This window comes from Pseudomonas sp. LBUM1668, from assembly GCF_059695715.1.
Genome location: NZ_CP166787.1, coordinates 5,092,530 through 5,105,110, shown reverse-complemented (window position 1 = coordinate 5,105,110; position 12,581 = coordinate 5,092,530). Strand labels below are relative to the sequence as shown.

Genomic DNA, 12,581 nt, shown 5'->3' with positions numbered 1-12,581 from the left:
GCCAATACCTCTTCTTATAAAGAGCTGGGTGAGCAGGATTATCGGAGAAACACCATGTCTTATGCAGTAATCGTTACTGGCGGCAAGCAGTACAAAGTCGCCCCAGGTGAATACCTGAAGATCGAAAAACTGGAAATCGCTACCGGCGAATCCGTTACCTTTGATCGCGTTCTGTTGGTTGCCAATGGCGACGACGTAAACATCGGCGCCCCAGTTGTTGCTGGCGCTACTGTTGTGGCTGAAGTGATCTCCCAAGGTCGTCACGATAAAATCCGCATCATCAAGTTCCGTCGTCGTAAGCACCACATGAAGCGTATGGGCCACCGCCAGTGGTACACCGAGATCAAAATCACCGGTATTCAGGCTTAATTTCAGCCTAATTCCTCACTAGGAGAATTGAACTCATGGCACACAAAAAAGCTGGTGGTAGTACCCGTAACGGTCGCGACTCAGAAGCCAAACGCCTTGGCGTGAAGATGTATGGCGGCCAGAAGATCATTCCGGGCAACATCATCGTGCGTCAGCGCGGCACCCAATTCCACGCTGGTTACGGCGTTGGCATGGGTAAAGATCACACCCTCTTCGCGAAAATCGAAGGCGTGATCAAGTTTGAAGTAAAAGGCGCGTTCAACCGCCGTTACGTGAGCGTTGTCGCGGCTTAATCGCGAGATCGCTGGAAGAGCCCTGTCTTGCGACGGGGCTTTTTCGTTTGTGGGGTGAGTCTCTTGCAAAACTGTTTGTATGGGCTGTCGGCGTGCGATACAGGTCGTGTTTTGGGGTCGCTGCGCTCATTTTTGCAAGAGTCTTATGTCTTGATTGTTTTTCGGCTCGTCCGTATGGCGAGAGGCGTTGGTTATGAAGTTTGTTGATGAAGTATCGATTCGAGTAAAGGCTGGTGATGGCGGCAATGGCGCCATGAGTTTCCGTCGGGAAAAATTCATCGAGAACGGTGGCCCGAACGGTGGTGATGGCGGTGACGGCGGTTCCATCTACATGATGGCCGACGAAAACCTCAACACCCTGGTTGATTACCGTTACACCCGGCACTTCGATGCCGAGCGTGGTTCCAACGGCGGCAGCACCGACTGCACCGGTAAAAAAGGTGAAGACCTGATCCTGCGCGTTCCGGTCGGCACCACCGTGATCGACTCCGCTACTCAGGAAGTCATCGGTGACCTGACCAAGGCTGGTCAGAAACTGATGGTGGTGCAGGGCGGCTGGCACGGTCTGGGTAACACTCGTTTCAAATCCAGTACCAACCGTGCGCCGCGCCAGACCACTCCAGGTAAACCGGGTGAGCAGCGTGACCTGAAACTGGAAATGAAAGTGCTCGCCGACGTAGGTCTGCTGGGCTTGCCGAACGCCGGTAAAAGTACCTTTATCCGTTCGGTCTCGGCAGCCAAGCCGAAAGTTGCCGATTACCCGTTCACCACGCTGGTGCCAAACCTGGGGGTGGTCAGCGTCGATCGCTGGAAGAGCTTCGTCGTTGCCGATATTCCAGGCCTGATCGAAGGTGCTTCCGATGGCGCCGGCCTGGGTATCCGCTTCCTCAAGCACTTGGCGCGTACGCGTCTGCTGCTGCACCTCGTCGACATGGCGCCGCTGGATGATGCCAGCGCTCCGGATGCTGCAGAAGTGATCACCAATGAACTCATCAAGTTCAGCCCGTCCCTGGCTGAGCGTGATCGTTGGCTGGTGCTGAACAAGTGCGACCAGATCCTTGAAGAAGATCATGAAGAGCGCGTCAAGGAGATCGTTGATCGCCTGGAATGGACTGGTCCGGTCTACGTGATCTCGGCCATTTCCAAGCTGGGTACCGAGCGTCTGTGCCACGACATCATGCGTTACATGGAAGATCGTGCCGATCGCCTGGCCAATGACCCTGTCTACAAGGAAGAGCTGGCTGATCTCGATCAGCGCATCGAAGACGAAGCGCGCGCGCAACTGCAGGCGCTGGATGACAAGCGTGCCCTGCGTCGCAGTGGCGTGAAGTCGGTCCACGACATCGGCGACGATGATTGGGACGAAGAAGATGTGGATGACGAAGACGGTCCGGAAATCATTTACGTGCGTGACTGATCCGTTGCGATAAACTTGAACGCCGCTCAATCGAGCGGCGTTTTAGTATCTGGAAATCGCAAGTCACAAATAACGTCATGGGCGGCGCTGGGTCGCGCTGCCCTCAAGCTAAGGTTGAAGATGATGCGGAGCAAGGTGACAGGTGCGCAGCGTTGGGTCGTGAAGATCGGCAGCGCTTTGCTGACAGCTGATGGCAAAGGGCTGGATCGCGCGGCAATGAGTGTCTGGGTCGAGCAGATGGTGGCCTTGCATGAGGCTGGCGTCGAGTTGGTGCTGGTGTCCTCCGGGGCGGTAGCGGCCGGCATGAGCCGCTTGGGCTGGACCGCACGACCCAGTGCGATGCACGAGCTCCAGGCGGCCGCTGCAATTGGTCAGATGGGTCTGGTGCAAGCTTGGGAATCAAGCTTCGCCGAGCATGGCCGGCACACCGCGCAGATTCTTCTGACTCACGATGACCTGTCCGATCGCAAACGCTACCTGAACGCCCGCAGCACCCTGCGTGCGCTGGTCGAGCTGAAAGTCATCCCGGTGATCAACGAAAACGACACGGTGGTGACCGACGAAATCCGTTTCGGCGACAACGACACGCTGGCGGCGTTGGTGGCCAATCTGGTTGAGGCTGATCTGCTGGTGATCCTGACGGATCGCGACGGCATGTTCGATGCTGATCCGCGCAACAATCCAGAAGCCCAGCTGATCTATGAAGCGCGCGCCGATGATCCGAGCCTGGATGCGGTGGCGGGTGGCACCGGTGGGGCGCTGGGGCGCGGCGGCATGCAGACCAAACTGCGCGCAGCACGGTTGGCGGCGCGTTCCGGTGCGCACACCATCATTGTGGGTGGTCGGCTTGAGCGTGTGCTGGATCGCCTGAAAGCGGGCGAGCGCATCGGCACCTTGCTGTCGCCTGAGCGCGGCATGCTGGCGGCGCGCAAGCAATGGCTGGCCGGGCATCTGCAGACTCGCGGCACCTTGGTGCTGGATGATGGTGCCGTGTCGGCGCTGTCTCAAGGTAACAAGAGCCTGCTGCCGGTGGGCGTCAAGCTGGTGCAGGGCAGTTTTCGTCGCGGTGAAATGGTGGTTTGCGTTGCGCCGGATGGTCGTGAGATCGCTCGTGGCCTGGCCAACTACAGTGCGCTGGAAGCTCAAAAAATCATCGGTCAGTCGTCGGATGCGATTGTCGGTTTGCTGGGTTACATGGCTGAACCGGAACTGGTTCACCGTGACAACCTGATTCTGGTTTAAGGAAAATTAGATGCGCGTAGCAAAAGGATTGTTGGGTCTGTTGATGGCGCTGCCATTGCTGGCCTCGGCCGAGGAAATCGGTCAGGTGTCGACGGTGTTCAAATTTGTCGGTCCAAACGACCGGATCGTGGTCGAGGCGTTCGACGACCCCAAAGTCGAAGGTGTGACCTGCTACCTGTCGCGCGCCAAAACGGGCGGCGTAAAGGGCAGTCTGGGTCTGGCGGAAGATCGCGCCGAAGCCTCGATTGCCTGCCGTCAGGTCGGTCCGATCAAGTTCAAGGGCGAGCTGAAGGATGGCGATGAGGTGTTCAAGGAGCGCACATCGTTGGTGTTCAAGACCATGCAGGTGGTGCGTTTCCTCGACAAGAAACGCAATACGCTGGTGTATCTGGTCTATAGCGATCGCGTGATCGAGGGCAGTCCACAGAATGCGGTGACGGCCATTCCGATTTTGCCGTGGGTGCCGGTTCAGCCATAAGGCTGAAAACCATTACAGGGTCGAGTTGTTTTTCCAGGCCCATGGGTTGTGTGATTGAGGGCGAGCCGTTCGGCTCGCCTTTTTGTTTCTCATTGTTGAATTGATGTGCTTCAGGCGCGAAGGGATTCGTATGCGTTTTTTTTTATGTCGCTGATGGTGTGTTGCTCGCTGTCCATGCAAGTGCAGGCCGAACCGTTTTATGCCGGCAAGTCATTGGCGCACCCGGTGATTCAGTCTCAGGAGAGTGGCGCGACGTTGGCGTTTATTCGCGAGCCGGCGGGTGTTGTGGGGTATGCGTGCATGTGTGATGCGCCGACAGCCGTGCCGCAGATGCTCGACAATTTCGGTGATTCGAGCATTGAGTCAGTGTTCTACGCCAGTCTCGATAGCGATATGCAGACCTTGATTGTCCTGTCCCGAGCGGGTGGGCGAAATGGGCTCCATGGCTATCGATTCAGTGAGCGATCTGGCAAATATCGCAAGCTGAACAGTCTGCAGCCGGTTCTTGATCGCATTGCGAGCAATCAGAAGAAGCTCAATGCCGCACGGGTAGTGAGCGAGCTGAACAAGTTGCTGCCCTATGACTACGGTTATGAGGTGGCGACAACCGGCATCCCTGAATTCGATGCGCTCGATCCCACGGCTGGCACGCTGGTGGGCGAATTCGGTGTTGGTGGCGTTCCGGCCTCGGAGGGCGGCGAGCCATCAGAAGATGGTGTCTATGACGCCTACAAGAAAACCTTTCTGCAGCGTGAAGGGCGTTGGTTGACGCTGACCTACGAACGCACGCCGATGGCGGAGGGTGAGCTCGCTCCGGCCTTTCGTGTAACGCAAATGGCGTGGGAGTCTGACCCGAAACGTTATGTGGGCTCGGAGGACGGACCTCTCGTTAAGTTGTGGGGTGATCGTGTGCTGGAGCGAGGCGTGATGGTTCAGGGCAGGAAGACGGGTGACTGGATCGAGTTTGATGCAGCGGTCTCCGAGGCCTCGGGAGCTTATGCGAATGGTTTGAGGCAGGGCGCCTGGGTGATCGATGAGCGCCATAGTGTTTCAGAAGGTTTGTTCGTCGACGGTTTGCGTGAGGGGCGCTGGACGATCACTGCGTACGGTAAAGATGAAGATATTTCTGGTTTCGACACGTACAAGCAAGATGTTCTGGATGGCCCGGCAGAGCGAGTCAGGGGGAGTGAGATTATCTCTCGTGGCGAGTATCTGAATGGTCGGCAGAATGGTCGTTGGGTCAGTGGCGAAGGAGAGGGTGCTTATGTCTCAGGTGTCAGGGAGGGCGCCTGGACTCTGAGGCTGGACGGCGACCGTGTTCAAACCTTGTCATTTGTCGCGGGTAAAAAGGAAGGAGAGTTGCGCGAGGTTGATGGGGCGGGGGTGTTGCGATTGCTTGAGCACTACCGGGCCGGTGCGCTTGATGGCTTGAGAGAAACTTACGCTGCGAACGGCAAGCTGACCTATTCGGCGACCTACGTGGCGGGGCAGATCAAGGGGCGTGCGCTGACCTATACCGATGATGGTTCGGTACTGCTGTCTGACATCACCTGGCTTCATGGAAATAGAGAGGGACCCTTTCGTACCTATCACTCAAATGGTCGGTTAGACCGAGTGGCCATTTATGAGGCGGATGAGCCCATCGGCAACGATCAGTCATTTAATGAGGCTGGGGCGTTGGTTTCAGAAAGAAATTACTGCCATGTGGTCGATGGCAAGTACACAAGAATCAAGCCGTGTGGCCTGCAGCGTAGCTTTCGCGGCGATGGGGTTGCCTACTTCGAGGCCGATTACCTGTTCGGAGTCAGGCAAAGTGTGCGTCACGAGTCTTACGAGGGGCGAAAGGTCGAGGAAGTGCTACTGGGTGCGGATGATCGTGTGGTGCACAACGATTACTACCCCAATGGGCAATTGAAGTGCTCCGAGCCCATGCAGGGGTATCGTCTGATCACCGTTGAAGGTCGGGAATACAAAGACTATTCGTATGCGAAGCGTGAAGGTGAAATGGTCTGCTACTACTCGACTGGCGTCGTTGAGCGTCGCTTCAACTTCAAGGGCGGCGAGCTGGTAGGCTGTTACACCGGGTACGATGAGTCGGGCGTGCAGAACTTTCCGCCGCCAGAGGGGTGTCCTCCACCGAAGCCGGTCATGTTCAATTTTGGTGAGTAAGCCCGGTGAGTCGGGTGCGTACCCTTGACCGGGTGCGTGCCTGTTTGGGGTTGTGATGGAAGGAGCGCTAAATCGCAGGCAATAAAAAACCGACCCGAGGGTCGGTTTTTTAATGACTACGTCGCTTAGGCAGCTTCTTTCAGTGCCTTGACGTGGCCATTCAGACGGCTCTTATGACGAGCAGCCTTGTTCTTGTGGATGATGCCTTTATCGGCCATACGGTCGATAACTGGCACAGCCAGAACGTATGCAGCTTGAGCTTTTTCAGCGTCTTTTGCGTCGATGGCCTTAACTACATTCTTGATGTAGGTACGAACCATGGAACGCAGGCTGGCGTTGTGGCTGCGACGCTTCTCAGCCTGTTTTGCACGTTTTTTGGCGGAAGGTGAGTTGGCCACCGTCGAGCTCCTCGAAAGACTTTTTAGGAAATAGCAAACAAAATAGGCCGCGAATCATGCCGATGAAGAGAAGTCTTGTCAAGGGCACTTGAATCGTTCCGCTAAGTGGTAGGTATAAAGAGGCGGGATATTTATTTCCGGCGCTTGACCTGTAAACTCGCGAGCTTTGGCTCTGTGCTGCTGCGGCGCGGAGTATCGCACAAGTGGGCGCTTTATTCGCCTGCTGTTTATCGACAGGCACAAACTCCTTCAATGAATCTGCTCAAATCGTTGGCCGCCGTCAGCTCTATCACGATGATTTCCCGGGTTCTCGGGTTTGTTCGCGATACGCTGATTGCTCGAATATTCGGCGCCGGAATGGCGACAGATGCCTTCTTTATCGCCTTCAAATTGCCCAATCTGCTGCGGCGGATCTTCGCCGAAGGGGCTTTTTCCCAAGCGTTCGTGCCCATTCTTGCGGAATATAAAAGCCAGCAGGGCGAAGAAGCGACCCGCACCTTTATCGCCTATGTGTCGGGTTTGCTGACGCTGGTGCTGGCGCTGGTTACGGCGCTGGGCATGATCGCCGCGCCTTGGGTCATCTGGGCCACCGCCCCGGGGTTCACCGATACCCCGGAAAAATTCCAGCTCACCTCTGACCTCTTGCGGGTGACGTTCCCCTATATATTGCTGATCTCGCTGTCCTCGCTGGCCGGTGCGATCCTCAATACCTGGAACCGCTTCTCGGTGCCTGCGTTCGTGCCGACCTTGCTCAACGTCAGCATGATCGTGTTTTCGCTGTTCCTCACGCCCTACTTCGATCCGCCGGTCATGGCGCTCGGCTGGGCGGTATTGGTCGGTGGTCTGGCGCAGTTGCTGTTTCAACTGCCGCACCTGAAAAAGATTGGCATGCTGGTGCTGCCGCGCCTGAATCTGCGTGATACCGGCGTGTGGCGGGTGATGAAACAGATGCTGCCGGCGATCCTTGGCGTATCGGTCAGCCAGATTTCGCTGATCATCAACACCATATTCGCCTCGTTTCTGGTCGCCGGCTCAGTGTCCTGGATGTATTACGCCGACCGTTTGATGGAGTTGCCATCCGGTGTGCTGGGTGTGGCATTGGGCACGATTCTGCTGCCGACGTTGGCCAAAACCTACGCCAGCAAGGATCGTCACGAATACTCGCGGATTCTCGACTGGGGCCTGCGTCTGTGTTTTGTGCTGGTGCTGCCGTGCTCGCTGGCGCTAGGGATCCTCGCCGAACCGTTGACCGTCTCGCTGTTCCAGTACGGTCAATTCAGTGGCTTTGATGCTGAAATGACTCAGCGCGCATTGGTTGCCTATTCTGTCGGTCTGCTCGGGATTATCGTGATCAAAGTGCTCGCGCCGGGCTTTTATGCGCAACAGAACATCCGTACGCCGGTAAAAATCGCAATCTTCACGCTGGTCTGCACTCAGTTGTTCAACCTGGTATTGATTGGGCCGCTGGCCCACGCCGGGCTGGCCTTGGCGATCAGTGCCGGTGCGTGCCTCAACGCCGGGCTGCTGTTCTATCAGTTGCGCAAACAGCAGATGTACCAGCCGCAACCGGGTTGGGCTAAGTTCGGTTTCAAACTGATCGTGGCAGTGGCGGTGATGTCGGTTGTGTTGCTGATCGGCATGCATTTCATGCCGGCGTGGGATCAAGGCCACATGCTTGAGCGCTTCCTGCGTCTGGGCGCATTGGTGGCGGCGGGCGTGGTTGCGTATTTCGGTATGTTGCTGCTGCTCGGTTTCCGTCTGCGCGACTTCAATCGCAAGGCCTTGAGCTGAGGTTTTACCCTTTATGAATGGGCGCGGGCCGACAGTTTTGTCGGCTCGATCACTTTGCGTTACGGTGTTGCCTGTCGTCGACCGTCGGGTGTGGTTATAATCGACCACTTTATGAGCAAGAAGCGCGTTATGCAGCTGGTTCGAGGCCTCCACAACTTGCGCCCCCAGCATCGGGGCTGCGTCGCCACTATTGGCAACTTTGACGGTGTTCACCGTGGTCACCAGGCTATCCTGGCCCGACTGCGTGAGCGTGCGCTCGAGTTGGGCGTACCCAGCTGCGTGGTGATTTTCGAGCCGCAGCCGCGGGAGTTTTTCGCCCCCGACTCCGCCCCGGCGCGTTTGGCCCGGTTACGCGACAAGCTGCAGCTGCTGGCCGCCGAAGGTGTCGACCGGGTCTTGTGCCTGGCCTTCAACCAGCGTCTGAGCAAACTCAGCGCCAGTGAGTTCGTCGACACCATTCTGGTGGACGGGCTCGGCGTGCAGCATCTGGAGGTCGGTGACGATTTCCGTTTTGGCTGCGACCGCCTCGGCGATTTTGATTTCCTGTTGCAGGCCGGGCAGGTTCACGGTTTTACCGTCGAAGCCGCGCAAACCGTCGAGCTGGATGGCATTCGTGTCAGCAGCACCCAAGTGCGTAACGCCTTGGCCGCGGCCGATTTTGCCTTGGCCGAACGTTTGCTCGGTCGCCCATACCGCATCGCCGGTCGTGTGCTGCATGGCCAGAAGCTGGCCCGGCAATTGGGTACGCCCACTGCCAATATTCAACTCAAGCGTCGTCGTGTGCCGTTCACCGGGGTGTATCTGGTGGATGTCGACATCGACGGCAAGACCTGGCCCGGCGTCGCCAATATTGGCGTACGGCCCACGGTGCAAGGTGATGGCAAGGCCCACCTTGAAGTCCATCTTTTAGATTTTGCCGGCGATCTGTATGACCGGCGTTTGACGGTGGTTTTCCACCAGAAGCTGCGTGAAGAGCAGCGATTTGCCTCTCTGGAGGCGCTGAAAACGGCGATCAATGCGGATGTCGCCACCGCCCGTGCACTAGCCGCACCTAGCGCCCATCGCTAATGAAGAGCCTTAAATGACCGACTATAAAGCCACGCTAAACCTTCCGGACACCGCCTTCCCAATGAAGGCCGGCCTGCCACAGCGCGAACCGCAGATTCTGCAGCGCTGGGACAGTATTGGCCTGTACGGAAAGTTGCGCGAGATTGGCAAGGATCGTCCGAAGTTCGTCCTGCACGACGGCCCTCCGTACGCCAACGGCACGATCCACATCGGTCACGCTCTGAACAAGATTCTCAAGGACATGATCATCCGCTCGAAAACCCTTTCGGGTTTCGACGCGCCGTACGTGCCCGGCTGGGACTGCCACGGCCTGCCGATTGAGCACAAGGTTGAAGTGACCCACGGCAAGAACCTGGGCGCGGACAAGACCCGCGAACTGTGCCGCGCCTACGCCACCGAGCAGATCGAAGGGCAGAAGTCCGAATTCATCCGCCTCGGCGTGCTGGGCGACTTCGCCAACCCGTACAAGACCATGAATTTCCAGAACGAGGCCGGTGAAATCCGCGCTCTCGCTGAAATCGTCAAGGGCGGTTTCGTGTTCAAGGGCCTCAAGCCTGTGAACTGGTGCTTTGATTGCGGTTCGGCTTTGGCCGAGGCGGAAGTCGAGTACGAAAACAAGAAGTCGTCGACCATCGACGTGGCATTCCCGATCGCTGACGAAGCCAAACTGGCTGCCGCGTTCGGCTTGCCGTCGCTGGCCAAGCCTGCCTCGATCGTGATCTGGACCACCACCCCGTGGACCATCCCGGCCAACCAGGCGCTGAACGTTCACCCGGAATTCAACTACGCGCTGGTTGATGTCGGCGACAAGTTGCTGGTGCTGGCTGAAGAGCTGGTCGAAGCCTGTCTGGCTCGCTACAGCCTGGAAGGCTCGGTGGTTGCGACCACCACTGGTAAAGAACTGGAGCTGATCAACTTCCGTCACCCGTTCTATGACCGTCTGTCGCCGGTGTACCTGGCCGACTACGTCGAACTGGGCGCCGGCACCGGTGTGGTTCACTCCGCCCCGGCTTATGGCGTAGACGACTTCGTGACCTGCAAGAAGTACGGCATGGTCAACGATGACATCCTCAATCCAGTTCAGAGCAACGGTGTTTACGTGCCGACGCTGGAATTCTTCGGCGGCCAGTTCATCTGGAAGGCCAACCCGGCCATCGTTGAAAAACTGACCGAAGTGGGTGCGCTGATGCACACCACCGTCATCGAACACAGCTACATGCACTGCTGGCGTCACAAGACTCCGCTGATCTACCGCGCCACCGCGCAGTGGTTCATTGGCATGGACAAAGAGCCGGTCAGCGGCGACACCCTGCGTATACGCTCGCTCAAAGCCATCGAAGAAACCAAGTTCGTTCCGGCCTGGGGCCAGGCGCGCCTGCATTCGATGATCGCTAACCGTCCCGACTGGTGCATCTCGCGTCAGCGCAACTGGGGCGTGCCGATCCCGTTCTTCCTCAACAAGGAAAGCGGCGAGCTGCACCCACGCACCGTTGAGCTGATGGAAGAAGTCGCCAAGCGCGTTGAAGTCGAAGGCATCGAAGCCTGGTTCAAGATGGACGCCGCCGAACTGCTGGGCGATGAAGCGCCGCAGTACGACAAGATCAGCGACACCCTCGACGTCTGGTTCGATTCGGGCACCACGCACTGGCACGTCCTGCGCGGTTCGCACCCGATGGGCCACGAGACCGGTCCGCGTGCCGATCTGTACCTGGAAGGTTCCGACCAACACCGTGGCTGGTTCCACTCCTCCTTGCTGACCGGTTGCGCCATCGACAACCACGCGCCGTACCGCGAACTGCTGACCCACGGCTTCACCGTCGATGAGTCCGGCCGCAAGATGTCCAAATCCCTGGGCAACGTGATCGCGCCGCAGAAAGTCAACGACACCCTGGGCGCCGACATCATGCGTCTGTGGGTGGCTTCGACCGACTACTCCGGCGAAATCGCCGTGTCCGAGCAGATCCTGGCTCGCAGTGCCGATGCCTACCGCCGGATCCGTAATACCGCGCGCTTCCTGCTTTCCAACCTGACCGGTTTCAACCCGGCTACCGACATCCTGCCGGCTGAAGAAATGCTCGCGCTGGATCGTTGGGCGGTGGATCGCACCTTGCTGCTGCAACGCGAGCTGCAAGAGAACTACGGTGAATACCGTTTCTGGAACGTCTACTCCAAGATCCACAACTTCTGCGTGCAGGAGCTGGGTGGTTTCTACCTCGACATCATCAAGGATCGCCAGTACACCACCGGCGCCGACAGCAAGGCACGTCGCTCGTGCCAGACTGCGCTGTTCCACATCTCTGAAGCGCTGGTGCGCTGGATCGCGCCGATCCTCGCCTTCACTGCCGACGAACTGTGGCAATACCTGCCGGGCGAGCGTAACGAATCCGTCATGCTCAACACCTGGTACGAAGGTCTGACCGAACTGCCGGAAGGCTTCGAGCTGGGCCGTGAGTACTGGGATCGCATCATGGAAGTGAAAGTCGCGGTCAACAAAGAGATGGAAATCCAGCGCGCAGCCAAGGCTGTCGGTGGCAACCTGCAAGCCGAAGTGACGCTGTTTGCCGAAGAGGCTCTGACTGCCGACCTGGCCAAGCTGAGCAACGAACTGCGCTTTGTATTGATCACTTCGACCGCCAGCGTTGCGCCATTCGTGCAGGCTCCGGCCGACGCGGTGGCTACCGAAGTCAGCGGCCTGAAGCTGAAGATCGTCAAATCGGCTTTCCCGAAATGCGCTCGCTGCTGGCACTGCCGCGAAGACGTCGGCGTGAACCCGGAGCATCCGGAAATCTGCGGTCGTTGCGTCGACAACATCAGCGGCGCTGGCGAGGTTCGTCACTATGCCTAACGCCATTGGCCGTTTCGGACGGTTGGGCTGGCTCTGGTTGAGCTTGCTGGTGCTGGTCATCGACCAGGCCAGCAAGTTCTACTTTGAAAACAAGCTCGAAATGTTCCAGCAGATCGTGGTGATCCCCGATTTGTTCAGCTGGACCCTGGCTTACAACACCGGCGCTGCTTTCAGCTTTCTGGCTGACAGTTCCGGCTGGCAGCGCTGGCTATTCGCCCTGATCGCGATTGTGGTCAGCGCGGTGCTGGTGGTCTGGCTCAAGCGTCTGGGTCGCAACGAAACCTGGCTGGCCATCGCCTTGGCGCTGGTGCTGGGTGGTGCGTTGGGCAATCTGTATGACCGCGTGGCCCTGGGCCATGTGATCGATTTCATTCTGGTGCACTGGCAGAATCGCTGGTACTTCCCGGCGTTCAACATCGCCGACAGCGCTATCAGCGTTGGCGCGGTAATGCTGGCACTGGATATGTTCAAATCCAAGAAAACCGAAGAGGCCGCTCATGACTGAACAAGT

General features: G+C 57.9%; 11 protein-coding genes. 10 read left to right on the top strand and 1 reads right to left on the bottom strand.

Annotated features, from left to right (window positions below):
- The first annotated feature begins 54 nt into the window (after positions 1–54).
- The 6 genes from rplU to ACA061_RS22940 all read left to right on the top strand — a co-directional run bounded on the left by rplU (position 55) and on the right by ACA061_RS22940 (position 5,968).
- A complete protein-coding gene (gene rplU, locus ACA061_RS22965; protein ID WP_003230856.1) occupies positions 55–369 on the top strand; it encodes a 50S ribosomal protein L21 in 315 nt (104 codons plus the stop codon).
- A 35-nt stretch (positions 370–404) separates the two neighbouring features.
- Positions 405–662 (top strand): 50S ribosomal protein L27, encoded by a 258-nt coding sequence (gene rpmA, locus ACA061_RS22960; protein WP_003176049.1) that lies wholly within the window; start codon positions 405–407, stop codon positions 660–662.
- A 193-nt stretch (positions 663–855) separates the two neighbouring features.
- A complete protein-coding gene (cgtA, locus tag ACA061_RS22955) occupies positions 856–2,079 on the top strand; it encodes an Obg family GTPase CgtA (protein ID WP_150602194.1) in 1,224 nt (407 codons plus the stop codon).
- Positions 2,080–2,202: 123 nt separating this feature from the next.
- The gene (gene proB / locus ACA061_RS22950; protein WP_042561149.1) at positions 2,203–3,321 is read left to right on the top strand and encodes a glutamate 5-kinase; all 1,119 of its coding nucleotides are present in this window, start codon (positions 2,203–2,205) and stop codon (positions 3,319–3,321) included.
- Positions 3,322–3,331: 10 nt separating this feature from the next.
- Positions 3,332–3,799: a CreA family protein gene (locus ACA061_RS22945; RefSeq protein ID WP_210554895.1), complete on the top strand. Its 468-nt coding sequence runs from the start codon at positions 3,332–3,334 to the stop codon at positions 3,797–3,799.
- 144 nt (positions 3,800–3,943) lie between these two features.
- A complete protein-coding gene (locus ACA061_RS22940; protein ID WP_210554896.1) occupies positions 3,944–5,968 on the top strand; it encodes a toxin-antitoxin system YwqK family antitoxin in 2,025 nt (674 codons plus the stop codon).
- Between the two features lie 125 nt (positions 5,969–6,093).
- Here the strand turns inward: ACA061_RS22940 and rpsT are convergent, their stop codons facing one another.
- Complete coding sequence (gene rpsT, locus ACA061_RS22935; RefSeq protein WP_003228351.1) at positions 6,094–6,366, bottom strand: 30S ribosomal protein S20; 273 nt, start codon at positions 6,364–6,366, stop codon at positions 6,094–6,096.
- Between the two features lie 252 nt (positions 6,367–6,618).
- On the opposite strand from rpsT, the gene murJ reads away from it, so the two are divergent.
- The 4 genes from murJ (at position 6,619) to lspA (ending at position 12,575) form a co-directional block, all read left to right on the top strand.
- Entirely contained in the window at positions 6,619–8,157 is a 1,539-nt protein-coding gene (gene murJ, locus ACA061_RS22930; protein WP_150602196.1) for a murein biosynthesis integral membrane protein MurJ, read from the top strand.
- A gap of 129 nt (positions 8,158–8,286) precedes the next feature.
- A complete protein-coding gene (gene ribF / locus ACA061_RS22925; RefSeq protein ID WP_497300089.1) occupies positions 8,287–9,225 on the top strand; it encodes a bifunctional riboflavin kinase/FAD synthetase in 939 nt (312 codons plus the stop codon).
- A 13-nt stretch (positions 9,226–9,238) separates the two neighbouring features.
- Complete coding sequence (gene ileS / locus ACA061_RS22920; RefSeq protein ID WP_210554898.1) at positions 9,239–12,070, top strand: isoleucine--tRNA ligase; 2,832 nt, start codon at positions 9,239–9,241, stop codon at positions 12,068–12,070.
- A complete protein-coding gene (gene lspA, locus ACA061_RS22915; RefSeq protein ID WP_150617359.1) occupies positions 12,063–12,575 on the top strand; it encodes a signal peptidase II in 513 nt (170 codons plus the stop codon). The genes ileS and lspA overlap by 8 nt, the downstream gene beginning before the upstream one ends.
- The last annotated feature ends 6 nt before the right edge of the window (positions 12,576–12,581 follow it).

What these genes read in the sequence shown, in the direction of transcription:
- rpmA (WP_003176049.1), top strand. Translation starts at nt 405, where the DNA reads ATGGCACACAAAAAAGCTGGTGGTAGTACCCGTAACGGTCGCGACTCA.
- murJ (WP_150602196.1), top strand. Translation starts at nt 6,619, where the DNA reads ATGAATCTGCTCAAATCGTTGGCCGCCGTCAGCTCTATCACGATGATT.
- ribF (WP_497300089.1), top strand. Translation starts at nt 8,287, where the DNA reads ATGCAGCTGGTTCGAGGCCTCCACAACTTGCGCCCCCAGCATCGGGGC.
- proB (WP_042561149.1), top strand. Translation starts at nt 2,203, where the DNA reads ATGCGGAGCAAGGTGACAGGTGCGCAGCGTTGGGTCGTGAAGATCGGC.
- ACA061_RS22940 (WP_210554896.1), top strand. Translation starts at nt 3,944, where the DNA reads ATGTCGCTGATGGTGTGTTGCTCGCTGTCCATGCAAGTGCAGGCCGAA.
- ACA061_RS22945 (WP_210554895.1), top strand. Translation starts at nt 3,332, where the DNA reads ATGCGCGTAGCAAAAGGATTGTTGGGTCTGTTGATGGCGCTGCCATTG.
- lspA (WP_150617359.1), top strand. Translation starts at nt 12,063, where the DNA reads ATGCCTAACGCCATTGGCCGTTTCGGACGGTTGGGCTGGCTCTGGTTG.
- ileS (WP_210554898.1), top strand. Translation starts at nt 9,239, where the DNA reads ATGACCGACTATAAAGCCACGCTAAACCTTCCGGACACCGCCTTCCCA.
- cgtA (WP_150602194.1), top strand. Translation starts at nt 856, where the DNA reads ATGAAGTTTGTTGATGAAGTATCGATTCGAGTAAAGGCTGGTGATGGC.
- rplU (WP_003230856.1), top strand. Translation starts at nt 55, where the DNA reads ATGTCTTATGCAGTAATCGTTACTGGCGGCAAGCAGTACAAAGTCGCC.